Source organism: Vibrio rumoiensis 1S-45 (genome assembly GCF_000286955.2).
Classification (GTDB): domain Bacteria; phylum Pseudomonadota; class Gammaproteobacteria; order Enterobacterales; family Vibrionaceae; genus Vibrio; species Vibrio rumoiensis_A.
Genome location: NZ_AJYK02000002.1, coordinates 42985 through 67988, shown reverse-complemented (window position 1 = coordinate 67988; position 25004 = coordinate 42985). Strand labels below are relative to the sequence as shown.

At 39.3% G+C, this 25004-nt stretch carries 25 protein-coding genes; 19 read left to right on the top strand and 6 right to left on the bottom strand.

The window, feature by feature from the left end; all coding sequences use genetic code 11:
* Positions 1–19 precede the first annotated feature (19 nt).
* The 6 genes from A1QC_RS00540 (at position 20) to rmf (ending at position 7827) form a co-directional block, all read left to right on the top strand.
* Positions 20–565 carry a cell division protein ZapC gene (locus tag A1QC_RS00540; RefSeq protein ID WP_084021832.1) on the top strand — a complete coding sequence of 182 codons (546 nt, stop codon included), beginning with the start codon at positions 20–22 and terminating at the stop codon, positions 563–565.
* Between the two features lie 610 nt (positions 566–1175).
* On the top strand, positions 1176–3311 hold the full coding sequence (rlmKL, locus tag A1QC_RS00535; RefSeq protein ID WP_017025604.1) for a bifunctional 23S rRNA (guanine(2069)-N(7))-methyltransferase RlmK/23S rRNA (guanine(2445)-N(2))-methyltransferase RlmL: 2136 nt from the start codon (positions 1176–1178) through the stop codon (positions 3309–3311).
* Positions 3312–3350: 39 nt separating this feature from the next.
* Positions 3351–3620, top strand: coding sequence for a glutaredoxin family protein (locus A1QC_RS00530; protein WP_017025603.1), 270 nt, complete (start codon positions 3351–3353; stop codon positions 3618–3620).
* The gene (locus tag A1QC_RS00525; RefSeq protein ID WP_017025602.1) at positions 3598–5541 is read left to right on the top strand and encodes an ABC transporter ATP-binding protein; all 1944 of its coding nucleotides are present in this window, start codon (positions 3598–3600) and stop codon (positions 5539–5541) included. Before A1QC_RS00530 ends, A1QC_RS00525 begins: the two co-directional genes overlap by 23 nt.
* Positions 5542–5555: 14 nt before the next feature.
* Complete coding sequence (locus tag A1QC_RS00520) at positions 5556–7511, top strand: DUF3466 family protein (RefSeq protein WP_026025882.1); 1956 nt, start codon at positions 5556–5558, stop codon at positions 7509–7511.
* 142 nt (positions 7512–7653) lie between these two features.
* Positions 7654–7827, top strand: coding sequence for a ribosome modulation factor (gene rmf, locus A1QC_RS00515; RefSeq protein ID WP_017025600.1), 174 nt, complete (start codon positions 7654–7656; stop codon positions 7825–7827).
* A 128-nt stretch (positions 7828–7955) separates the two neighbouring features.
* On the opposite strand, the gene fabA is transcribed toward rmf, so the two are convergent.
* Both fabA and A1QC_RS00505 read right to left on the bottom strand, forming a co-directional pair.
* Positions 7956–8480, bottom strand: coding sequence for a bifunctional 3-hydroxydecanoyl-ACP dehydratase/trans-2-decenoyl-ACP isomerase (gene fabA / locus A1QC_RS00510; protein WP_017025599.1), 525 nt, complete (start codon positions 8478–8480; stop codon positions 7956–7958).
* Positions 8481–8544: 64 nt separating this feature from the next.
* Positions 8545–10215 (bottom strand): AAA family ATPase, encoded by a 1671-nt coding sequence (locus A1QC_RS00505; protein WP_017025598.1) that lies wholly within the window; start codon positions 10213–10215, stop codon positions 8545–8547.
* Between the two features lie 202 nt (positions 10216–10417).
* On the opposite strand from A1QC_RS00505, the gene matP reads away from it, so the two are divergent.
* Together matP and A1QC_RS00495 are read left to right on the top strand one after the other, a co-directional pair.
* Positions 10418–10867 (top strand): macrodomain Ter protein MatP, encoded by a 450-nt coding sequence (gene matP / locus A1QC_RS00500; RefSeq protein WP_017025597.1) that lies wholly within the window; start codon positions 10418–10420, stop codon positions 10865–10867.
* Positions 10868–11010: 143 nt separating this feature from the next.
* Positions 11011–11307, top strand: coding sequence for a c-type cytochrome (locus A1QC_RS00495; protein WP_017025596.1), 297 nt, complete (start codon positions 11011–11013; stop codon positions 11305–11307).
* Between the two features lie 311 nt (positions 11308–11618).
* Here A1QC_RS00495 and A1QC_RS00490 read toward each other — a convergent pair whose 3' ends face one another.
* On the bottom strand, positions 11619–12038 hold the full coding sequence (locus tag A1QC_RS00490; RefSeq protein WP_017025595.1) for a hypothetical protein: 420 nt from the start codon (positions 12036–12038) through the stop codon (positions 11619–11621).
* Positions 12039–12258: 220 nt separating this feature from the next.
* Between A1QC_RS00490 and ccoN the strand changes: the two genes are divergently transcribed.
* The 11 genes from ccoN (at position 12259) to ttcA (ending at position 22444) form a co-directional block, all read left to right on the top strand.
* Positions 12259–13689 carry a cytochrome-c oxidase, cbb3-type subunit I gene (gene ccoN, locus A1QC_RS00485; protein WP_017025594.1) on the top strand — a complete coding sequence of 477 codons (1431 nt, stop codon included), beginning with the start codon at positions 12259–12261 and terminating at the stop codon, positions 13687–13689.
* Between the two features lie 12 nt (positions 13690–13701).
* Complete coding sequence (ccoO, locus tag A1QC_RS00480) at positions 13702–14319, top strand: cytochrome-c oxidase, cbb3-type subunit II (protein ID WP_017025593.1); 618 nt, start codon at positions 13702–13704, stop codon at positions 14317–14319.
* 12 nt (positions 14320–14331) lie between these two features.
* The gene (locus tag A1QC_RS00475; RefSeq protein WP_017025592.1) at positions 14332–14508 is read left to right on the top strand and encodes a cbb3-type cytochrome oxidase subunit 3; all 177 of its coding nucleotides are present in this window, start codon (positions 14332–14334) and stop codon (positions 14506–14508) included.
* On the top strand, positions 14508–15500 hold the full coding sequence (gene ccoP, locus A1QC_RS00470; RefSeq protein WP_017025591.1) for a cytochrome-c oxidase, cbb3-type subunit III: 993 nt from the start codon (positions 14508–14510) through the stop codon (positions 15498–15500). Before A1QC_RS00475 ends, ccoP begins: the two co-directional genes overlap by 1 nt.
* Positions 15501–15575: 75 nt before the next feature.
* Positions 15576–16055 carry a FixH family protein gene (locus A1QC_RS00465; RefSeq protein WP_017025590.1) on the top strand — a complete coding sequence of 160 codons (480 nt, stop codon included), beginning with the start codon at positions 15576–15578 and terminating at the stop codon, positions 16053–16055.
* Positions 16056–16067: 12 nt separating this feature from the next.
* Positions 16068–18452 (top strand): heavy metal translocating P-type ATPase, encoded by a 2385-nt coding sequence (locus tag A1QC_RS00460; protein ID WP_017025589.1) that lies wholly within the window; start codon positions 16068–16070, stop codon positions 18450–18452.
* Complete coding sequence (ccoS, locus tag A1QC_RS00455) at positions 18453–18668, top strand: cbb3-type cytochrome oxidase assembly protein CcoS (RefSeq protein ID WP_017025588.1); 216 nt, start codon at positions 18453–18455, stop codon at positions 18666–18668.
* A gap of 4 nt (positions 18669–18672) precedes the next feature.
* On the top strand, positions 18673–19344 hold the full coding sequence (locus A1QC_RS00450) for a sulfite exporter TauE/SafE family protein (protein ID WP_017025587.1): 672 nt from the start codon (positions 18673–18675) through the stop codon (positions 19342–19344).
* A 90-nt stretch (positions 19345–19434) separates the two neighbouring features.
* Positions 19435–20181 (top strand): FNR family transcription factor, encoded by a 747-nt coding sequence (locus tag A1QC_RS00445; protein WP_017025586.1) that lies wholly within the window; start codon positions 19435–19437, stop codon positions 20179–20181.
* Positions 20182–20350: 169 nt separating this feature from the next.
* Entirely contained in the window at positions 20351–21292 is a 942-nt protein-coding gene (gene uspE, locus A1QC_RS00440; protein ID WP_017025585.1) for a universal stress protein UspE, read from the top strand.
* A 222-nt stretch (positions 21293–21514) separates the two neighbouring features.
* The gene (ttcA, locus tag A1QC_RS00435; protein ID WP_026025881.1) at positions 21515–22444 is read left to right on the top strand and encodes a tRNA 2-thiocytidine(32) synthetase TtcA; all 930 of its coding nucleotides are present in this window, start codon (positions 21515–21517) and stop codon (positions 22442–22444) included.
* Positions 22445–22546: 102 nt separating this feature from the next.
* On the opposite strand, the gene A1QC_RS00430 is transcribed toward ttcA, so the two are convergent.
* From A1QC_RS00430 to A1QC_RS00420, 3 genes are read right to left on the bottom strand one after another with little or no spacing between them, the layout of a single operon-like run.
* Positions 22547–23197, bottom strand: coding sequence for a DUF2987 domain-containing protein (locus A1QC_RS00430; protein ID WP_026025880.1), 651 nt, complete (start codon positions 23195–23197; stop codon positions 22547–22549).
* 2 nt (positions 23198–23199) lie between these two features.
* A complete protein-coding gene (locus A1QC_RS00425; RefSeq protein WP_026025879.1) occupies positions 23200–23961 on the bottom strand; it encodes a glucosaminidase domain-containing protein in 762 nt (253 codons plus the stop codon).
* Complete coding sequence (locus A1QC_RS00420; RefSeq protein WP_017025581.1) at positions 23961–24770, bottom strand: hypothetical protein; 810 nt, start codon at positions 24768–24770, stop codon at positions 23961–23963. The genes A1QC_RS00425 and A1QC_RS00420 overlap by 1 nt, the downstream gene beginning before the upstream one ends.
* Positions 24771–25004 lie beyond the last annotated feature (234 nt).

Here is a 25004-nt window from a genome sequence, read left to right as displayed (position 1 = left end):
TTTAATTTTGAGAGGCTGAATGATGCTTAAACCAAGTGATACATGGAAATGGTATTACAATGAAACTAACAAGTCCTTAATGTTGGATCTTGGACGGGACATGGTTTTCAGCGTAAACCTACCTCAAAAACTGCTTATTAATAGTGCATTTCAAGAAAACGAATTCTCTGTTGAAGATGCATCTAGCTACCATAAATTCAAACAGCAAGTTGATACTCTTCCTTTATCAGAACCTCGTAAAGCCGAATTAGCATTGAATAGTGTGGCTGCACGACGTTTCCATAAACCGGTACAACCTAAGAGCTGGTTCTTCTCTGCTCAGGGTGGCGATTTCACACCTGAAGAAGGGGAAATAGTGCACTTGAGAAACTGTTTTTCTGAAGGGTACTTTATGGTGGTAGAGGTGGGTGAAACTGCGAGTATTTGTGTTTCTGTGTCTCTGCGCGATTTCAGCTTAACAGAATCTAAATCGTTGAAGTTCGGTGAGCCAATTAAAGTGATGCACGATCGCTTTGCTAAGGCTAATATCCATACTTCAATTGAAACTTATGCAATGGTCGGTTAACGACACGCTTAATCAAATATATGTTGTTCCTTGTTGTTCTTTCCGTCGGCCTTGTTGCCGGCATTTTTTTGTCTGTCATATCCCAATCTAGATTCGCTTTCCCATCATAAATTTATTTATCGTATCCCTTTATGAACGCCAATAGGGGATAACACCATATTGATACCCACATTAAATACGGTTATTAATCACAAACTAGTCAAAATTAAATAAAAAAATAAGCGTATTGAACCTTATACAACACCTTCGCTTTAGATTTAATTCCTCTTTTTCCCATGTTTAGTAATAAATTTACACTGTAAAAACACGTTTGGTATAGTCCAGATTTAATGGTGTTTTTAGAGAATAAGTATTCACTATTGATTTGCGTGGCGGTATGACTATATTCCGATGTTGCATATTGAGGTGTTGGTGAGTGCTTTGAATATTTCTTGATAAATAAAGATCAGAAAGGCTTCAAATTGCCTGGGTCGTTGTTAGGAAGCGTAATAATGGGAAGACGTGGTAGATTTGTTTATCGAAAAGCTTGGTTAAATGGTGTGGGTGGTCGCATATCAGTGTGCTTTCGTTATATAATCGCTGTCCATTTATTACGGTAATGAAAGTTATAATGAATCAATATTTAGCGATAACCTCTAACGGACTTGAAAACCTTCTAGCGGACGAACTCACAAAATTAGGAATTACCGATGCTAAGCCAGTACAGGCTGGTGTACGATTTTCTGCGACCAACGCCCAAGTCTATCGTTGTTGTTTATGGAGCCGACTGGCTTCTCGTTTTGTATTAATTCTTTCAGAATTCTACTGTAACGATGATATGGACCTTTATTTATCCGCCTCTGCTATTAATTGGTCTTCTCATTTTTCTGTAGATAAGCGATTAATTGTTGATTTCAATGGTACAAACCAAGAAATTCGCAATAGCCAATACGGAGCAATGAAAGTAAAAGATGCGATTGTTGATAGTTTTACCAAAAAAGACCTAGGTCGCCCTGAGATCAGCAAAGATCAACCTGATCTTCGTATCCATGTTCGTTTGCATCGTGATAGAGCGATACTGGGTATTGATATGGTCGGTTTAGGTTTACATCAACGTGGCTACCGTACTCAAGCAGGGGCTGCGCCATTGCGTGAAACATTAGCCTGCGCCATTATTTCTCGAAGCGGCTGGGATGGCTCACAAGTTTTACTCGATCCAATGTGTGGTTCGGGAACGTTGTTAATAGAAGCTGCGTTAATGGCAGCTAATGTTGCTCCCGGTATTCAACGTGCTAAGTGGTCTTTTGAAGTATTAAACAGCTTTGAAGCCGATACGTGGGCTGAAGTGAAAGCAGAAGCTACCGTTCAGGGTCGCAAGGGCATTAAATCTTTAGAAGCAAATCGTTTTTTTGGTATCGATAATGATCCTCGAGTATTACAAGCCGCAAAAGATAATGCCAAACGTGCAGGTTTAGCGGACGTTATCCAGTTTAAGATGGGCGATGCAGCGAAACTTGAAAAACCACAAGGTTTTGATACTGGTACTATTATCTGTAACCCACCGTATGGTGAGCGTTTAGGTACAGAACCAGGCCTGATTGCCTTGTATACCGCTTTTGGCGCTCAGTTAAAAAGTGAATTTGCTGGAAGTCATGCTTCAATCTTCTCTTCAAGTGAAGAGTTACTTAGTTGCTTACGCATGCGTGCTGATAAGCAATATAAACTGAGTAATGGTGCGTTACCGTGTCACCAAAAAAACTATTCTATTACGGCTCGTGTTAACCCTAATGGTGAAACATTGCGCCACTCGGAAAAAGAAGATGCTCAGATTGCACCTGATTTTTCTAATCGACTTAAAAAGAATTTAACAAAAATTGGCAAATGGGCGAAGCGTGAAGAACTCGATTGCTATCGTTTATATGATGCTGATTTACCAAATTATAATGTTGCGATAGACCTGTATCTTGATCATGTGGTGATTCAAGAGTACGCCGCACCTAAAACTATCCCTGAAGATGTCGCAAAACGTCGTTTAACCGATATTATTCGTGCCACCATTCAAGTTTTGAATGTAGATGCTAATAAGGTCGTATTAAAAACACGTGAAAAGCAAAAGGGCAAACGCCAATATCAAAAGCTATCTCAAGATTCTGAATATCTGGAAGTGAACGAATATGGCGCGAAATTACTAGTGAATCTGCAAGATTATCTCGATACGGGATTATTTTTAGATCATAAATTGACTCGTCGTCGCTTAGGTCAGATGTCGGCAGGTAAAGACTTTTTAAACTTGTTTGCTTATACCGGTAGTGCAAGCGTTCATGCTGCCGCTGGTGGTGCGAAATCGACGACAACCGTTGATATGTCGAATACTTATCTTCAATGGGCTCAGCGCAATATGGAGTTGAATGGGTTTGTGGGTGGCGATCATCAATTTGAACAAGCAGATTGTTTACAGTGGTTAAAGCATGAAGATCGCACTTTTGATTTGATTTTCATCGACCCACCTACGTTCTCAAATTCTAAGAGAATGGAGCAAACATTTGATATTCAACGCGATCACTTAATACTTATGGAAAACCTAAAGCGTTTAATGAGAGATGAAGCTGTGGTGGTTTTTTCTAACAACAAACGCCAATTTAAGATGGATTTAGAGGGGTTAGACGCATTAGGTCTGTCGGCTGAAAATATATCGTCTAAAACCTTGCCGATGGATTTTGCACGAAATAAGCATATCCATAACTGTTGGATCATAAAGCATAAATAAATTTACACTGAGTGTACGTAAGAATAGTAGGATGGCGATATGTTAAAACTATTTTCAACCGAGGGCTGTCATTTGTGTGAGATGGCCTATGAACAGTTGGTTAGTCTAGGCATTCAATCTCAGGTAGAGGTAGTGGACATTGCTTTTAATGATGACCTATTTTCTCGTTACGGTGTCACTATTCCTGTGCTTGCACTCAATGAAGCAGACAATAAGCACCAGAAGCAACCACAAGAGTTGTTCTGGCCATTTAATACTGAAGAATTACAAGTGTGGTTAAAACAAAATGGCATTAATTACCATTCATAACGGTCAACTGGCTTTTGGTGACCATCCTTTATTGGATAAAGCCGATTTTTCACTACAACAAAATGAAAGAGTGTGTCTTGTCGGTCGTAATGGCGCAGGCAAATCAACCATGATGAAAGTCCTTGCAGGGGAAATCATTATGGATGACGGTAAAATCCAAGTAACTCAAGACGTTGTAGTCTCTCGATTAGAGCAAGACCCACCTCGTAACGCTGAAGGTACTGTATACGATTATGTAGCGGAAGGTCTGGCTGAAGTTGGTGAGTATCTCAAGCAATACCAACATCAACTTGATATTATGGCTGAAGACCCGTCTGAAAAAAATATTAACCGTTTATCGAAAATTCAAGAAAAACTTGATCACGCTAACGGTTGGCGTTTAGAAGAGCGTATTAAAAACATTTTAATGTCATTATCGCTGGATGAGCATACATTGTTAACCAGCTTATCTGGTGGTTGGCAGCGTAAAGCGGCTTTGGCTCGTGCATTGGTGTGTGATCCGGATGTATTACTGCTTGATGAACCAACCAACCACTTGGATGTATCGACCATTGAATGGTTAGAAGGCTTTTTAAAAGATTTTCGCGGTTCTATTATCTTCATTTCGCATGACCGTGCATTTATTCAGTCAATGGCGACTCGTATTCTGGATTTAGACAGAGGCAAGCTAAGCTCCTATCCAGGTAATTACGAACAATATTTGATTGATAAAGAAGAAGCATTACGTGTTGAAGAAATGCAAAATGCAGAGTTTGATAAGAAATTAGCCCAAGAAGAAGTGTGGATTCGTCAAGGGATCAAAGCGCGTCGCACACGTAATGAAGGTCGTGTAAGAGCGCTTAAGAAACTTCGAGAAGAACGTTCAGATCGCCGTGAAGTTCAAGGTAAAGCAAACATTCAAATTGATGAATCTAATCGCTCTGGTAAGATTATTTTTGAAGCTGAAAACCTGAATTATTCGATTGATGGCAAAACCATTGTGAGTGACTTCAGCTTTAATATTATGCGTGGTGATCGTATCGCATTAATCGGCCCGAATGGTTGTGGTAAAAGTACATTATTAAAATTATTACTTGGTCAATTACAACCAGATTCAGGGCGTTTACATTGTGGTACTAAGTTAGAAGTTGCTTACTTCGATCAATACCGTGAGATACTTGATCCTGAGAAGACGGTAATGGATAACTTGGCTGACGGTAAACAAGAAGTGACCGTAGGTGGCCGAACTCGCCATGCGTTAGGGTATCTACAAGACTTTTTATTCGAACCTAAGCGGGCACGTACACCTGTTAAGGCTTTATCGGGTGGAGAGAAAAACCGCTTACTCTTAGCGCGTTTGTTCTTAAAATCAAATAATTTACTTATTCTCGATGAACCAACCAATGATTTAGATATCGAAACATTGGAACTTTTAGAAGAAATTCTTGCCAACTATCAAGGTACTTTATTGTTGGTGAGCCATGATCGTCAATTTGTGGATAACACAGTGATGAGCAGTTGGATTTTTGAAGGTAATGGTAAGATCGAAGAGTTTGTCGGTGGTTATCATGATGCTCAAGAACAGCGAGCACAAGTATTACTGTCTCGTGGTGTAATGGGTTCTCCGGTTGATAATGCTTCAGTGAAAACGGAAAAAGCCATTGAAGTTGAGTTGCAGTCACAACCAATAGTTAGTAAACCGGCAGAAAATAAACCAAAAAAATTATCTTATAAGCTGCAAAGGGAATTAGAATCTCTGCCACAGCAATTAGAAAAACTAGAAGCTGAGATTGAAGAGCTTCAAGAAAAAGTGAATCAACCAGACTTTTTCAACCAGAGTAGCGATAAAACTCAAGCAGTATTGAATCGTTTGAACGCTACTGAACAAGAATTAGAAACTGCCTTTGCTCGATGGGAAGAACTCGAGTCAATGCAGGCCTAACGGATTAGATGTTAATGCATAATAAAACTTTTAAGCTAAGTGTCATCGCTGCTTCATTATTTGCAGCAAATTCAGCTACGGCTGCGATCTATAATATTGTCAAAGTTAGTCCAAATATTAGTGCTAACCAGAGTTATTCAAGTGCCATTAGTGAATCAACCACTCCGGTTTCAAGTTCTAACCCTTTAGGTTGTTTTGGTGAGGACTGTGCTCAAGGTACTGATTATCACCTTGGTGGTGATACTCGTAATGGAACCGATGGTTTTTCATATAGAGATGAAGTGCCGTTTCGTTTAGACAGTACTTTTACTTACTTAGATCAAGATGATCTTGAGGTGTATTGCTATAACCAATTAGGTTATTCAACCTGTGAATCTTGGGCTAACCAGCAGTGGTTTGGTGGGCAATCTGATAATAATAGCGATGATTGTGACGATAATTACCAAGGTGGTTTATGTCATGAAAGAAGAGCTTTCTATCAGGGTTATAATGGCCGTAATGCTGCCGCTTTTATTGATGGTACTGAGATTATACCGCCAAAAGAAGTCAGTTATACACCACCAAACAGTACATTAGTGGATAACTCCGCTAATACAGTTATTAATAAAGTACTACAAGATGGAACAGCAATTGGTATTGCAAGCAGTGGCTATTACACTGTTGGTGATAATGAAGTATTGACTTATCGTCAACGTGGTTTTTACGACACAACCTTTATGCTTCCTAAGCAAGATGGTGAAACGATTGTAAAACAAATGGGTAGAACTTTTGCGTTCGATTCTTTTGATTATAATGGCAAGACGTATGTTGTAGGTTCTGCTTCTATTGAACCTTTTAATAATGACGATGATGATAAAAACTACTTTGGTGATTTGAGTCAGTGTACTGACACCACCAATAATCCTGATCCTGTATTATTACCGGATTGCCAGAACTTTGCCTTTGCTACTCAAGCTTATGTTTGGGATAGCTCCAATGGTGCATCTGGTTTGGCTGCAACAGGATGGTCTGGGCAAACTGATGCAAATGATGATGATACAGCAGCAGAAGGTAGTGCTCGTACATCGGTAATTGCTGAAGACTCTAACAGTTTGTACAAAGGAAAACCGGTATTAGGTGGGTTTAATACATATCGCGATGACGATAATTTACTAATGCAAGCCGCTATATTTTATCCAATAGATGGTTTTGATATTACAAAAGAAAATCAGTGGCAAACGGCTTTTGTTAAAGGTGCTGAAATTGAGCAAGGTGATGACTACATTTATAGTAATAGCTTAGTTAAAGACATTAACGAACATCTAATTGCTATTGGTGAAACCAAGCGTCGTGGAGATGCGCCAGAAAATGGAGCTGCTAATAATCGTTTGTTCTATACAGATGCGTCAAAAGGCAGTGCATCATCTCCACCTACTGCAGTATATTTGACTGGGGATATTTTCTTCAGTGGTGCCGGCGGTGAAGCTAATGCGATCAACAATTATAATGAGGTTGTTGGTTCAATTGATGCAGAAGATGATCGTGAAGTAGATGGCAAACAACGTCGTCGTCGTGGCTTTATCGACCCATTAAACTTAAGTGGAACGAATGCTGATCGCTTGGCTATTTTCCAAGGTAAGTCATGGTGGTTAGATAACCTAACAAACGATGGTAATGCAACGGGTAACAATAACCAATATCGTATAGTGAATGCCACTGGTATTAATGATGACGGTGTTATTTCTGCTACTGCTAATTTCTGTGAAGGTGGTTACGATGATGTTGCCAATGATTCATTCTGTGGTGGCGGTACAGGCGTTGAAACATTAGTGTCGGTTAAACTTGTACCAATTTCTGGCGCAACATCAGATGACATTGTATTAAGAAAATCAGACAGTCAAAATGTTGAAAGGTCGGGTGGTAGCATCGGATACTTTGCTTTGACCTTATTAGGTTTAATTGGTTTCAGACGAAGAAAAAATAAAATGTAAGATTAAACCGAGGCTCACAAAAATGAGCCTCGGTTTTTTTTAACCTTGAGAAAACTCTGAATATGTTCGATGCTTTAATTGTGGTGTAATAAAACTGCCACAGATAGTCGTTTTCGTAAAATCAAAAGTAGAGGACTGAACTATGAAGAGACAGAAACGCGATCGCCTAGAAAGAGCACAATCTCAAGGCTATAAAGCGGGTCTAAATGGGAGATCGATGGATGACTGTCCATTCCAGCAAATGGATGCAAAATCGAATTGGTTAGGTGGTTGGCGAGATGCTAGAGAAGATCGTCAATCTGGCCTTATAAAGTAAGATGCTAAACTTAGGCTCCAAGTTATTGGGGCCTTTTATTTTATACCATAACGCACTATAACTAAATATCTTATATAAAATAAATCAGCGGTTAAGCTGATCTATTAATATTATTAAAACAACATATTCTAGAAAGAAGAGGTGTCTTGGAAAAGGCCCACTTTTAAATCTTTTGCCACATAGATTTCTTTTCCATCAACCAGAACGCGACCATCTGCAAGACCCATCACTAAACGGCGGTTTACAACACGCTTTATGTTAATTTCATAAGTAACTTTTTTAGCGGTAGGAAGAATTTGACCAGTAAATTTCACTTCACCAACTCCTAAAGCTCGGCCTTTGCCTTCGCCGCCAACCCAGCCCAAGAAAAAGCCTACAAGTTGCCACATTGCATCAAGACCTAAACAGCCAGGCATAACTGGGTCACCAGGAAAATGACAATCAAAGAACCATAAGTCAGGAGTGATATCTAGTTCAGCAACGATAACACCTTTGCCGAATGCACCAGCGCCGTCTTCGTCTGTAATATTTACGATACGATCCATCATTAGCATGTTTGGTGCAGGTAACTGAGGACGGCCTGGGCCAAATAATTCACCTTGGCTTGAAGCTAAAAGATCTTCACGAGTATATGAGTTACGTTTGTTTTGCATTGTATAATCACTCCAGAAATAGTCTGTGTATCTTAGAGAACACGTGTAAGCTAAACAAGTCCGATCAGTGAAAGCCTATAAAGTTTTTGATCTTATTCAAGAAACTGCATGGGTTATGTTCATGTTTATCGAAATGTTCAATTCTCTCAGAAATTTTATTTAAAATAGTGTCGTCGTCTTCACCACGGAATGCTTTACCAAAAATAACCGGCAATGCTTCATCGACAGATTCAACAGACCAAATATGGAATTGCTCTGCTTTTATTGCTGTGATGACATCTTGATGAAGAGAAAGGTGTTTTAAATTGGTTTTGGGTAAAACTATGCCTTGATGACCAGTTAATCCTTGATGCTGACATACATGGAAGAACCCTTCAATTTTCTCATTTAAACCGCCAACTGCTTGCACGCGGCCAAATTGATCAATGGCACCCGTTACGGCTATTTCTTGGTTTATTGGGTATCCAGATAGGGCGCTGAGTAAAGAACATAATTCAGCAAGCGAAGCACTGTCACCATCAACTTCAGAATAGGATTGTTCAAATACAATAGAAGCAGAGAAAGGGAGAGGTTCATCAAGCTGCAACGCACTGGCTAAAAATGCTTGCATGATCATCATACCTTTTGCATGAAGATTACCACCAAGTTCCGCTTTGCGTTCAACATCTGTAATATCACCATCACCAAGATGAATAACACAAGATATTCTGGCTGGTTCACCATAAGTGACAGGGTGACCAGGGATTTCAATGACGGTCAATCCATTTACTTGTCCAACACGTTCGCCTTGAGTTTCAATGATTACTTGGCCTTCTAAAATGTCATCTATCGCCCTCATTGGTAAGTAAGATTGACGATATTCTTTATGGGTTAACGCTTTTAATAAATGGATAGATTTAATTGGTTGGTGTTGGGCTTCAATGCTTGCTTCAGCAAGCAAACCTTTATGCCAGATTAAGCAAAGCGGCAATCGTTCTTGATCTTCAGTTTCTCTTGTTCCGTGTTTTAATAAGACTTCCCAAGCTTCGGAATCTTGTAGTTGTGGCAAACGGTTTTGTTCAATGAGGCCTTTAACATAGCCCAAGTACTGTTTGAATGATTTTTTAGAAGCTTTAACTTCAAGCTCAACTTCGCCAAAAATACAGAGTTGGCTTCGAAAATCGCTATCGAAATGTTCGAGATCGCCTAATTGGTTACGATCACCAACAATGACAAGTTTTACATCGTAATTTTTAACCGGTGGATTTGGTGCAATTTGGCGTGGATCAGAACTAATCGCTGGGCAACTTTCGCCAAGAAGGGCTGATTTAAGCTTTGGCCATGATCTAGGGTTCGCGAGAATTAAATTGGCCGAAATGATCAAGTAACCACCATTAGCTTTATCAAGTAGACCGCTTGTGAAATTAACAACTTCACCATCTTTGACTTGATATTGACCAAATAGATCCTCTGGTTCTATCGAATCACTGGTGATGATAGGAACCTGTGAGATTTGTTGTTCTGCTTTAAGATCTTCATAACTTTGAGTGATGGCTTGACGATAGATGAAATTATCAGGTGAGTTGATTAGAAGAAAACGAGGGAAGTCGTTTACTTGATCAAATCGAATTAATGACGATTTTAATCGAGGCTGTAAATCGAGAAAGGAGAGTGCTGGTATTGCATCTATATTAGATAACTCATCTTTAAATTGATCAAAATTAGGTATCGCTGATTGCCAAGACTCTTTTATCATTATAAATTTTTTCACTATGTGGTTAGAAGCTAAGAAGTATATAGAAAAATAGCCTAATCTTATACTTGTTTATCGGTACATATAGCAACAGAATGCTCAAAATGACATACCGATATATATCTATAATCATCATTATTAAATAGTTGAGTTTATACCCATACTTGGTTACGCTGTCACTCAAACTTGTCAATAGGGAAGACTAATGAAGTATCAACAACTTGAGAATTTAGAATGTGGTTGGAAATGGCAATATTTGGTACGAAAATGGAAAGACGGTGAATCAATCACTCGATACAAGGATAGCAGTGAATCAGCCGCTGCTTTTGAAGGTTTGAAAAAGCTTGAGCACCAACCAACACAAGTTATTGAATGGATAAATGAACACATGAATCCAGAGCTTGAAAATAAACTTAAACAAGCCATTCGAGCGAAAAGAAAAAGACATTTCAATGCTGAACATGTTCATACCAAGAAGAAATCAATAGATTTAGATTATGCCGTCTGGGAAAAGCTATCAGAGCGAGCACAAGAACTAGGGTGTACATTATCCGAAGCCATTGAATACTTAGTTTCAGAAGCATCTCGTAGTGAAAAAGCCAGTAAAAAAGTGAATAGTATCAAAGCGGATCTAAGTAAGTTACTCGATTTTTAAGCCATCTCCTCAATGTTTGAATAGTGATGTAACAAACACTTTCTAACAAATGTTTTTGGTTTATAGCTGAAATCTTGGTAGATTGTACACATTAATGTTTACATTGATGGCTGCCATTTCCCACCAATACAAGGAAGATGTTTATGAAAAAACTCACTATATTGATACTGTTCGGATTAGCTTCATCATCGACATTTGCTGCAGATATCGAGGCTGGAAAAGCCAAAGCTGCAATTTGTGCTTCATGTCATGGTGCTGATGGTGTTGCGATCATTCCAACATATCCAAATCTCAAGGGGCAAAACGCGGCATACCTTGAAAAATCAATTAAAGCATTTAAGAGTGGCGAACGAAAAGATCCTGTTATGTCACCAATGGCAGCAACGATTAATGATGCTGACATTGAAAATATTGCAGCGTACTTTGAAAGCTTAAAGTAACTTCTCATTTTTCCTTCATACCTATGTAGGTTTAAGTAATACTGAATCTAACAGCTTTAAAAGTCATTTTCTGATTTAGTGTTAGGGCATCGATAACCATTAAGTTAATGAGCCTTAACACATTGATCAGTTTGAATAGAAAAGTAAGAGATAAGACTAAATAGGATCAATAAATTAGGTGCGCATTATGTATATTATGTTAAATGAGATCGCGTTATACGTAATTGTTTACACGTTTTACCATTAATCCCCTGCATTACTCTGTAATTTTTGTATTGCAAATAAATCCACTTTGTATCCGCGCTAAAGTTCTATGGCACTAAAGTTAAAGATATTACTTCATCACTGTGGGTTTCTATATCAAACTGGTTCATAGGATTTAGTTTTAATATCGATAACCTTAGCTCTTGAGATGTTGTTAAGTGCATGCGGTCTACTTTTAAAGTTCGAGAGCTAATCCAAATAGAATTTATTATTTCACTTTCATTTTCTTTTGTATTTTTAATTGGTTGTAATGTGATTTTTAATTCTGATGGCGATACTTGATTAAAAAGCATGGAGTGCGTTGTTTCTGAATCTTTAAATAGACATATTTCACCTATTTTACAGGTGATTTTCATGTTTGAGTCTTTTCCATGTTCAATGGTTCTCCATGTAAATGCTATAACGAGAATGATGAAAATGACCACTATTTGTACAAGTCTTGCCTTCGTGAGTTTCTCTGCTGCCATTGCTTTACTTTCCTATGCAACTTACTTCAAATTATTTGGTAATAAACCTGTTTAACCTATTGGTATGTCAGGTATAGTAGCACCGAAAATGTTGCTTTTATTTAAAGCCATTGTTATCGGCGGTTAGTGATAGCCTAGGTAATATGTGTTTGGGTGACATTACAACACTATTTTAGTGTTGATGCTATGTAGTTAATTATAAAGATTGGAAGCATTCAAGATGAGCCAAGAACATCAGCTTGAGCATAATTATAACTACACGGTCGTGCGTCAATTTGCCCTTGTAACTATACTTTGGGGAATTGTGGGTATGAGCGTGGGTGTGTTAATTGCCGCTCAATTAGTCTGGCCACAGCTTAACTTTGACACGCCGTGGTTGACGTACAGTCGTTTACGTCCATTGCATACAAATGCGGTAATATTTGCGTTTGGTACTAGTGCCCTATTCGCATGTTCTTACTATGTTGTGCAAAGAACGTGTAAAACCCGCCTATTTGGTGGTTTGTTAGTTCCGTTCACTTTTTGGGGTTGGCAAGCCATTATTTTGGCTGCTGTGATCTCACTACCTTTGGGATATACAACCAGTAAAGAATATGCAGAACTAGAATGGCCGATTGACATTGCAATTGCGATTGTATGGGTTGCTTATGCCATTGTTTTCTTTGGTACTTTGATTAAAAGAAATACCTCCCATATTTATGTTGCAAACTGGTTCTTCGGTGGGTTTATTCTAACCGTTGCAGTTCTGCATATTGTAAATAGCATGGCTATACCGGTTTCTTATGGTAAATCCTATTCGATATATTCTGGTGCTGTTGATGCCATGATCCAATGGTGGTATGGACATAATGCTGTTGGTTTCTTATTAACAGCTGGCTTCTTAGGTATGATGTATTACTTCGTACCAAAACAAGCTGAACGTCCAGTATATTCTTACCGCCTTTCTATTGTGCATTTTTGGGGTTTGATCTCGCTTTATATTTGGGCAGGTCCGCACCATTTACATTACACCGCATTGCCTGACTGGACTCAGTCTTTAGGCATGGTGATGTCAGTTATCCTATTTGTTCCATCTTGGGGTGGCATGATTAACGGTATTATGACCTTATCAGGTGCTTGGCATAAATTGCGTTATGACCCAATACTTCGTTTCTTGATTGTTTCATTGTCTTTCTATGGTATGTCTACCTTTGAAGGTCCAATGATGGCAATTAAAACAGTTAATGCCCTATCACACTATACTGACTGGACCATTGGTCACGTACACTCTGGTGCTTTAGGTTGGGTTGCAATGGTAACGGTGGGTTCGTTATACCACTTGATTCCTAAACTATTCGGCCAAGAACGCATGTATTCAGTGAAGCTGATTAACATTCACTTCTGGCTTGCAACCATAGGTACCGTTTTATACATCGTAGCTATGTGGATCTCAGGTGTAATGCAAGGTCTAATGTGGAGAGCAGTTAACGCTGACGGCACACTAACTTACAGCTTCGTTGAATCTGTAGAAGCATCTCATCCTTTCTATTTGGTTCGTTTCATTGGCGGTGTAATCATTGTTAGTGGTATGTGGTTGATGGCATATAACACATATAAAACGGTTACTGCGCCAAAGAATAGTTTAAAAGCTATTCCTCAACCGGCTTTATAGGAGGCTATTAGTATGAGTTCTAATAAGAATCGCCATTCAATAGTCGAAAAGAACGTTGGTTTATTGGCTATTTTGATGGTTTTCGGTATCAGTTTAGGTGCTTTGGTTGAGATCACACCGTTGATTTTCCAAAAACAAACGACTGAACCTGTTGACGGTCTAAAACCTTACACTGCTTTGCAGATGGAAGGTCGTGATATTTATATCAAAGAAGGTTGTAGCGTATGTCACAGCCAAATGATTCGTCCTTTCCGTTCAGAAACAGAACGTTATGGTCACTACTCGGTTGCAGGTGAATCGGTATGGGAACATCCATTCTTATGGGGTTCTAAGCGTACTGGTCCTGATCTTGCTCGTGTAGGTGGTCGTTATTCTGATGAATGGCACCGTGTTCACTTGATTGATCCACGTGAAGTGGTTCCTGAATCAATTATGCCAGGTTATCCGTGGTTGGCTGAAAACAAGCTAACTGGTGAGTATACGGAACAAAAGCTACGCTTATTCCGTGATTCCTTTGGTGTTCCATACACTGATGAACAAATTGCTAATGCTAAGAAAGATGTGGAAGGCAAAACAGAGTTAGATGCTCTTGTTTCTTACCTTCAGTCTCTTGGCCATGCAATGAAATAAGGAGTAAATAATATGGATATTATTACGATTCATAGTATTTGGACTCTGGTTCTGTTCATTAGTTTTTGTGGTGTTGTATGGTGGGCTTATGGAAGTAAGAGTCGCCAGTCTCGTTTTGATGAAGCAGCCAATTTAATCTTTGATGATGAACCAGCTGAATCGAACAAAGAACAGGGAGGAATGAAGTAATGACTACATTCTGGAGTGTCTGGATAACAGTAATTACACTCGGTACTATTTTTGGTATTGCAGCCATTTTAATCTGGTGTTTAAAAGATAAAATGGGCGTAGAAGAAGGTGCGGATATGGGACATGAATACGATGGTATTCGTGAGCTTAATAACCCTCTTCCTAAATGGTGGACCTACTTATTCTTCTCTACGTTTGTTTTCTCTGCTATTTATCTTGCGCTATACCCTGGTTTAGGTAACTACCCTGGCCTGTTAGGCTGGACAAGTTCACCGCAACAAGTGAAATCAGTTCAAGAAATGAATGCGGCGATTAAAAGCGCACAAGAAAACAAGCAGCTCGATGAATACTCAAAAGAGTTAGATGATGCCAATAAGTTTTATGGCGAATCATTTAAGCGCTTAGCGTATAACGAAGCGGGTACAGAGTATAAAACGATTCCTGAAATCGCTGCAGACCCTGCGGCATTGAGAGTTGGACAGAATTTATTCTTACAAAACTGTTCTCAATGTCATGGTTCTGATGCCCGTGGGCAAAAAGGGTTCCCTAACTTAACCGATAAAGCATGGTTATATGGTGGTGAACCAGAAGCTATCCTTACGACAATTCGTCATGGTCGTGTTGGCGCTATGCCAGCTTGGGGCGAAACGTTTGGTGAAGATGGTGTTCACGAAGTAGTAAGTTATGTGTTGAGTCTATCAGGACGTAAAGTGAACTCTCGTGATGCATCTGCGGGTAAAGTTCGTTTCGCAGCTTGTGCGGCTTGTCACGGCACAGATGGTAAAGGTAACCCAGCATTTGGTGCACCAGATCTGACTGACCATGATTGGTTATTTGGCGACTCTCGCGCTGATGTGACTGAAACGGTTATGTATGGGCGCCAAGGTGTGATGCCAGCGTGGGGTAACATTTTAGGTGAAGACAAAATTCACCTTGTTGCTTCCTATGTATGGAGTTTGAGTAACCCACAACCTTCTGAACAGACCAACTAAACCTCACTGGTCTAACAGCCCCTTCATGGGGCTGTTTTTTCTTCTATTCAATATGTTTCAATTTGTGAGAATATTATGCAAAAACCTTGGTATAAACAGTTTTGGCCGTGGTTTCTTATTTTCCTTCCTATGTCGGCTGTTATCGGTAGTTTTGTTACCTTAGGACTCTTCACTAAAAACAGTGTGGATCTCGTCTCTGAGGATTACTACAAAGAAGGCAAAGGTATTAATGTTGATTTAACGAGAATACACGTTGCTAAAGGCTTCCAATTAAAAGCATCGGTGGTTTCAACTGACACTGGTCTTATCTTCAATTTAGATAAAGGAAAGTTGCCTATTTACCCTGCTTTGAAAGTAACTTTTACACATCGTACATTGCCTGATAGAGACTTCGAACGTACCATTAGCTCAGATGCAAATGGAAATTATCGAATCAGCTTAGACACTCCTTTAAGTGGACCTTGGTTCATCAAGTTAGAACCTCATAACAAAGAGTGGATTATTCAAGGTAAGGTTGGTTTCCCTACAAAAACTCCGACTGTTTTATTAGATTAAGGCCTTTTGTAAATGTCTCAACCATCGACGCCGCAAGCGTGCTATCACTGTGGTGATGCTGTACCAGCTAAAGCTAGCTTTACCGTTGATATTCTAGGGCAGCAACGTGAAATGTGTTGCCCAGGATGCCAATCTGTCGCACAAACCATTGTAGAAAGTGGTTTGGACTCTTATTACCAATATCGGACTTCCCCTGCTGAAAAAGCAGATTTGGTACCTGAACAACTTCAAAAGCTCATTCATTATGACAATGTAGAAGTTCAGCAAGAGTTTGTCAGACATGATGTAAACACATCCGAAGTGACACTGTCACTCGATGGGGTGTCATGTGCTGCTTGTGCGTGGCTTATTGAAAAACAATTGGCCTCTGAAAAAGGCATCGTCCTTATACGAGTCAATATCACCACTAATCGAGCCATTTTAAAATGGGATTCAGAGCAAACTCGTTTAAGTGATTTACTGCGTTCTATTCATCAATTGGGTTATAAAGCAGCCCCTTTTGAACCGAATAAACACGAAGAAAGTTATCACCACATGATGAAGCAATACCTCTATCGATTGGGGGTTGCCGGGCTTGCTACCATGCAAGTGATGATGTTAGCCATTGCACTTTACTTTGAAGTATTCTCCGATCTCGATGCTGAATTTAAACAGTACTTACGTGTTGTCAGTTTGATTTTTGCTACCCCTGTATTGATTTATTCAGCTCAGCCCTTTTACCTTAATGCTTGGAGAAGTATCAAAGGTCGAACGCTTGGTATGGATGTGCCCGTTTCTATTGCTTTGATCTTCGCTTATGTTTCAAGTCTATGGGCAACTGTTGCAGGTACAGGGGAAGTTTTTTTCGAATCCATTTCAATGTTTACCTTCTTCTTATTGGTTGGTCGTTTTCTTGAAATGCGTGCAAGACGTAAAGCCGCGACCGCAAGCGCCAACCTACTTAAATTAATTCCAGCCATGGCAAGAATGAAGGATGGTGAGCAAATTCCTGTTCGCAGTTTAAAAATTGGCGATATTATTCAAGTGCTGCCAGGTGAGCATATTCCGGCAGATGGAGAAGTTTTGACTGGTTCCACGCAAGTTGATGAATCCATGCTAACGGGTGAATCTATACCTGTGTTTAAGCAAGAGCATGACTTCGTTTATGCTGGCACTATGAATGTTGATGAATCATTTGAGATGTCAGTCACCACACATAAAGCGGATTCGGTGATTTCTAAAATTGTTCGCCTGCAAGATGAAGCTCAATTATCTAAACCTAAAATTGCCGAAGTTGCTGATTACGTTGCAAAATACTTTGTGGCGATTATTTTAGTGATTGCACTGGGAACTTGGCTTTATTGGCACCAACATCAGCCAGATTCGGCTTTCTGGATCATGCTTTCAGTGTTAGTTGCAACCTGTCCTTGTGCCCTTTCCTTAGCTACGCCTACAGCGGTAACTTGCTCTACCTCTCGTCTTGGCAGCTTAGGAATTTTATTGCGTAAAGGCCATGTTTTTGAAACCTTATGCAAAGTTAATCAGATAGTATTAGATAAAACCGGAACTTTAACCGAAGGCAATATTGAAATAAGCCAATGTACGGTTTATAACCAGTCTGTCTTCAATGAGTCTGAATGTTATTCGATTGCTGCCAGTTTAGAAAAACACGCTAACCACCCTATTGCTAATGCATTTCAACCATACTTCTCTGACAGCATTGAAGTCATTAATGTCAAAAATATTATTGGATCGGGTTTAATTGGAGAATACCAAGGAAATCAATGGAAAATTGGAACCTTGGATTTTGTAGCAAAAGAGTCAACAGAAGTAGTTCAGGCTTCTACCATTTACCTTTCTCATAATGATGTATTGGTTGCATCTTTTGAATATTTAGACCCAATTCGTAAAGAAAGCGTTGAGTTTATTAATAGCCTTAAAACTAAGAATCTAAAAGTAACGGTATTAACCGGAGATTCCTTACAAAGCACGCTAAGAGTCGCTGATGAACTTGGCATTGAAGATTTTCATTGTCAGTTGAAACCCGATGATAAATTACGTTACTTAAATGACTTAAACAAAAACAACGTCACCTTGATGATTGGCGACGGCATTAATGATGCCCCTACTTTGGCCGGTGCTCACTTATCAGTAGCGATGGGTAGTGGCTCTGATATTGCTAAAGCATCTGCAGATATGGTTTTGCTTGGCGATAAGCTGGATAAAGTGCTTGAGGCAAGAGAGTTGGCACTCCATACTCGAAGCATTATTCGCCAAAACCTTGCTTGGGCTCTTGGGTACAATGCTTTAATTTTACCGCTTGCGGTAATGGGTTTCATTGCGCCATATTTTGCTGTTATTGGTATGTCTGCAAGTTCAATCATCGTTGTAACCAACTCATTAAGGTTATTGAAATAAATGGAAAGTTTGTATTTATTGATCCCCATTGCTGTAATTTTCGTTTGTATTGCGGTTGGCATATTTATTTGGGCTGTGAAAACGGATCAATTTGATGACCTAGATCGACAAGGTCACAGCATCTTATTTGATGATAGCGATGAAGTTAAAATGAAATCAGAAGCCAACTCTGATACCACCTCTATTGTTAAAGAAGACAAGGTAGAGGAAAAGTAAAGCAATGAGTCATGATTGGTTAGCGGCTTTTCTTATCGGAGTATTAGGTGCTGGTCATTGCATGGGAATGTGCGGTGGGATTGCAGGCTTGATGAGTATTGGTAGCATCTCGTCATCAAAGTTATGGCTTAACCCTTTGTTCTATAATATTGGGCGTTTGATGAGCTACAGCTTAATTGGTGGGATTGTTGGGGCAGCAATATCAACGATTGCACAATATTCCGGTGTTAATTCGCCGTTGAACTGGTTGCGTCTCATCTCTGCCATTTTTATGATTGTTCTTGCTTTATACATAGGGCAATGGTGGCAAGGGTTGCTTAAAATAGAAAAAGCTGGGCAACATATTTGGAAATACATTTCACCATTCGGGAAACGCTTATTACCGATTAAGCATCCTTTGTACGCTATTCCGTTTGGCTTTGTGTGGGGATGGTTACCATGCGGTTTAGTGTACTCAATGCTGACATGGTCTGCTGCATCTGGTAATGCTACACAAGGCGCTTTAATCATGTTTTTCTTCGGTTTAGGCACTTTACCTTTAATGTTAACAATTGGCTTGAGCACTTCTAAGTTAAACCAATGGATAAAGTCGATGGCATTTCGCCGAATAGGTGCCGCTATATTATTATGTTATGGCGTGTTTCAGCTGTATTACGGCGTCGTCAGAGTTATATGAATGTAGCAATTTCGTAGTCTTGTCTATTCTTCTGTATGTCAAAATGCTAAAATATTGTTGTTTATTACATTTTAACTTCTCTGGTGCCTTATGAATTCAGGTAATTCGAAAACTAAACGAGTCCAATCTGGTGGATGTGCGATTCACTGCCAAGATTGTAGCATTAGTCAGTTATGCATTCCTTTCACATTGAATGACTCAGAGCTCGATCAGCTTGATGAAATCATTGAGCGTAAGAAGCCAATTCAAAAGGGCCAGGAAATATTCAAAGCAGGCGATGAACTTAAATCACTGTATGCGATTCGTTCTGGGACTATAAAAAGCTATACCATTACGGAGCAAGGCGACGAACAAATTACCGCTTTTCATCTTGCCGGTGATTTAATTGGGTTTGATGCGATTAACAACAACTCGCACCCTAGCTTTGCACAAGCATTAGAAACTGCGATGGTCTGCGAAATCCCATACGAGACATTAGATGACCTTTCCGGGAAAATGCCAAAACTTCGCCAACAAATCATGCGTTTGATGAGTCATGAAATCAAAGGCGATCAAGATATGATTTTGCTGCTCTCTAAAAAGAACGCCGAAGAACGTTTAGCCGCATTTTTATTCAGCCTTTCGACTCGTTTCTCTCAGCGTGGTTTCTCACCAAGAGAGTTTCGCCTAACAATGACTCGTGGCGATATCGGTAATTATTTAGGTCTAACAGTAGAAACGATTAGCCGTTTGCTTGGTCGTTTTCAGAAAAGTGAAATACTCAGTGTAAAAGGCAAATATATTACCATTAACGATCACGACGCTTTGCAGCAACTTGCTGGTATTGTTGATGATTAATCACTGTAAATTCAAATAATTAAAAAGCCGCTATTGTGATATTAGCGGCTTTTTTCTTTCTAAAATATTGGATTGGTCACTAAAAGTTTACCCTATATTCAGCTACAGTTATTAGTAAGGTAATATTTTGAAGTTTGCTTAGCTTCAATTGTGAATAAAGGGAGTATTTATGAACGAGTATAAACATATTTTAGTGGTTGCGGATGTTAATAATGTCGAGCAATCGGCACTTTCACGTGCATTTCAGATTGTTCGTGACCTTCCTTGCCCAGCTCCAATTACTTTTTTCTTATCCATATACGATTTTTCCTATGACATGACCTCTATGTTGTCTTCTGATGAACGTGATGCTATGCGTAAAGGCGTAATTCATCAACGTGAAGAGTGGATGAAAGAAGTCGCTGCACCTTATATGAAAGATGGGATAGAACTGAATATTAAAGTCGTTTGGCACCATCGACCATACGAAGCGATTATTGCGGAAGTGTTTGCCGGCGATCACGATATTTTGCTTAAAGCAACGCGCAAACATGACGTATTAGAGTCCGTATTCTTTACTCCAACGGACTGGCATTTATTACGTAAGTGCCCTTGCCCTGTTTTATTGGTGAAAAACCATGATTGGCCGGTCAATGGAAACATTGTTGCCTCCGTGCATGTGGGTTCAGAAAATAGCACTCATATAGAATTGAATGAAAGTATGGTCAAGCAAGGACTTAACTTTTCAAAGCAGTTGCATGCGGAGCTTTACTTAGTTAATTCCTACCCGGTGACACCAGCAAATGTAACGGTAGAGTTACCAGAATTTGATCCTACCTCATATACCGATGCAGTAAGGGGCTTCCATTTAACGGCCATGAAAGCACTAAGACAAAAATATGGCATAGATGAAGAGCATACTCGAGTGAGTGAAGGCTTGCCGGAAGATGTTATCCCTAAAGAATCTAAAATATTAGATGCGGGTTTAGTTATTTTAGGCACAACTGGTAGAACGGGTCTTTCTGCCGTATTTATTGGTAATACTGCAGAGAATGTTATTGATAAGATAAATTGTGATGTATTGGCATTGAAACCAGCAGGCTATATTAGCCCGTTAGATCCTAATGAATAATCAGGTAACGCCTTAACGGCATTTATCTGAAAAGGTAATCTGAGCTTATGAAAAGAGCAACCAACTGTGTTGCTCTTTTGTTTTTTGTCAGTATGATACTGCCTTTATTTATGTGCATCTTTTTGCTGATTGATGCCACAAGCGTTAAACAATACCGATGGATAACATAAGTTACATTGGTATCAGTTAAGGTTAAGAACAATGAACGTAAATCCAAACACCATGACCGAATCTGGCCAACAAGTGCTCAATAAAGCTAAGCAGCATGATTTTAATAAGCTTCAAAAACGGATTCGTCGCAATACCGGTCAAGCCATTGCAGATTTCAACATGATTGAAGAAGGTGACCGTATCATGGTGTGTTTGTCTGGTGGTAAAGATAGCTTCACCATGCTCGACATACTGATTAGTTTAAAGAAAAGCGCCCCCGTTAATTTTGAATTAGTCGCGGTAAACTTAGATCAAAAACAACCGGGCTTTCCTGAGCATATTCTTCCAACATACCTTGATTCTCTCGGTATTGAATACAAAATTGTCGAAGAAGATACCTACTCTATCGTGTTAGATAAAGTACCAGAAGGGAAAACAACTTGTTCTTTATGTTCTCGTTTACGCCGTGGTATTTTGTATCGTACAGCAAAAGAGATAGGCGCGACAAAAATCGCCCTTGGACATCATCGAGATGATATTTTAGAAACTTTGTTTTTGAACATGTTCCATGGCGGGAAAATGAAAGCGATGCCGCCCAAGCTGGTTTCAGATAATGGTGAGCACGTGGTTATTCGCCCACTTGCGTATTGCCGTGAGAAAGACATCATCAAGTTCTCCGCTATGCGTGACTACCCTATTATTCCATGTAACTTGTGCGGATCTCAACCTAACCTTGAGCGTCAAAACATTAAGCTAATGCTCAATGAATGGGATAAGCGTTTCCCAGGGCGTATCGAAACAATGTTTAAAGCAGTACAAAACGTAGTGCCAAGTCATTTAGCCGATCATAACTTATTCGATTTTAAATCGATTGATCGTGATTCTGGTGTGATAAACGGTGGGGATATTGGCTTTGACAAAGAAGAAATACCCACGCAACTACCTTCCGAGGATGCGGTGGAATTCGATCCTAGCCTACAATTAGACGTTACGAATATCTAACGTCTATCTCTCATCTTGATATGAAAAAGCCGAACTTTTATGTGCTTGTTTTGCACTTAAAGGTTCGGCCTTTTTATGTGTTATGCACGCTTGTTTACGTCATTATTTCTCAAGTAATGGTAGTACTCTAAACGTGGCTTGAGGAAGCGTTAACGTATTTCCTTTTTTCAAGTCAGCAAGTTTAACGACGGCCTTGCCATTCTCTATGTTGATGATTGAACCATCAGAGACTGAGATTGAGCCGTGTTGAATATCATTAAACTCTAGCGTTAATCCAATTACGTCCGGTGCAAACCAACTTGAGAACATTCCCCCAAGATCATTCAGCATTTTACTCATTTGAGGTATTAACGCTTCGATTTGGTCGTAACTGACTTTTCCTTGTAAAGGCTCTTTTGTCATCACGACCATCGAAAAGTCACAGAGCTTCCCTTTTTCAGTATCAACATAAACTAAAGGCGCAGCTTTACGGAGATTACTGTCAATCGGTACGATCAATTCTTGGCTTGATGGAATGCTAAACTCTTCGTAATGTTCCTCTTTCTCCATCCAAGCTTTTTCTATATGACAAATATTTGAGCTTTGATTTTCTTGGAAGAAAAAAGCCACCTTAACGTCAGGATGCCCTTCTTCAAGGTTATTCTTCATTTGTGTATATAGTTTGGAATAATTGAATCGATACTGTTCAGCATTGGCAGATACTGACAATAGAGACGCCATCAATGCACATGCTGTTAGAGTCGCTTTACGAATGATCATTTTTCTGTCCAATATGCAGTATTATGGTGAATCATAGTTTGCAGGTCATTAACATAGGCTTGCCCTCTCTCAGAGTAACTTAGCAATCCATTCGTCAGCGCGATAGCAGTTTCTTCTGACTTTAAATCTTTATTTTCTAAAGCAAGCTTGGCTCTGATCTCACGTAACTTTTCATACGCTGAATTAGTGTTCACATTCATAAAATATGCGTTAATTGATTCTTGTGGTGAATCAAATTTAGCTACTTCGTGGGTGGCACCTTCTACACGTTGTAGTGGTACTAAACCACAGCCCTCGGTATAACACCATTGCCCAAAGAAATTATTCCCTTCTTCAGCAAATCTTGATGTTCCCCAAGCTGATTCATTGGCGGCTTGAATCATAACGAGTGCTTCAGGAAGAACATTGACGCGCAATAGCATTTCCTCAACCCATGCTTGGTCAATGCCTGCTTCCGGAATTTCATTGCTATACAGTTCAGCCAGACCTGTTGCCATATTTATTTGTTTTTTACTTATGTCGTTATCGGATAAGGATGTTTTTATTTCCAGCAATTGAGAACGTTCTGCTTCAACACGTTCATTTTCCTTCTTGATTCCGATATTTAATTCATCAAAAAATTGCGCTTTTTTAGTATTGACATCAGTACTTTCGCTTTCTTCTGCAATCTCTTCTTTAGGGGATGTGTTCATATGGTTTTGCACATAATAAACTGCCCAAAAGGACAATATTGCGGAGATCATTATAAATTTTTTCATCATGCGTCAAACACCTGCGATTGAGTTTTATTGCCATTATTAGGTGGGTTGCCACCCGTGTTGATTACTTTTAATTTAACGCCAAACATATCTCTATAGATGATGCCTTTAATATGAAAATAAAAAGGCAATACGAATATCAGGCCGATGCCATAAAAAAGCGCTGCAACAAAGAACATCAATAGTATCAAGGCATAAGCAGCCGTCACGGGCAGTATTTTCTTATTAACTGCACGCAGTGATAGCAATAGTGAACGCATTGGTGTGATTCGTTTTTCGCAAATTAGCAATACCGCATTACTGAACGCCATCGATAAATATAATGATAAGAAAGGTAAAACCATACCAGCAATACCTTGTAGCATTAACGCCATTAATGTCATCAGCATGACTGGGATAGTGAATTGAAAACCTTTTAAAATATGGCGAATTTGAGTTTTGAACCCCGTAGCATGGCTCATCGCCATAATACACACACCTGCAAATAATGGTGCGCTTATCACTTCATAGCTGAAGTTAGCAATCAATACCGATTCAATAATGCTCTGAACCTGGGTTGAATCCGCTGAGTCTTCAAATATTTTAAAGATCGCACTAGGGTCACCCAGTTGCATTTTTAGCGCGACAATAAAAATGGTAATTTGTAATAAGATAAGGACAACAATTGTTGGTGAGAACGATAAAAAGTTTTTGATCGTCAATTGCCATGCTTCTTTAATAATATTGCTGGCTTTTAATTCATATTGACCCGATAACGCTGTCTCTATGTTTCCGCCAACATTGAATTCTTTTTCTAAATTGTCATTCATTTATGGGTAATCCAAGCATCGTCAAATGTACGTAATGGAGCCACATTATACCCAAGCAGTATCAAGATGCGAGTTCAGCCAATTTTAAATCCCATTTAATTTGTAAAAATCTTTTATTTTCAAAAGATTACTTATATTCATCGATTCTTTTTTGTATCTGGTCGGCAGATGAAGGATAATTATCGAATTGCGTGAAAATGACCGCTTAGATTCGTTGTTAAAAATGACTATGAA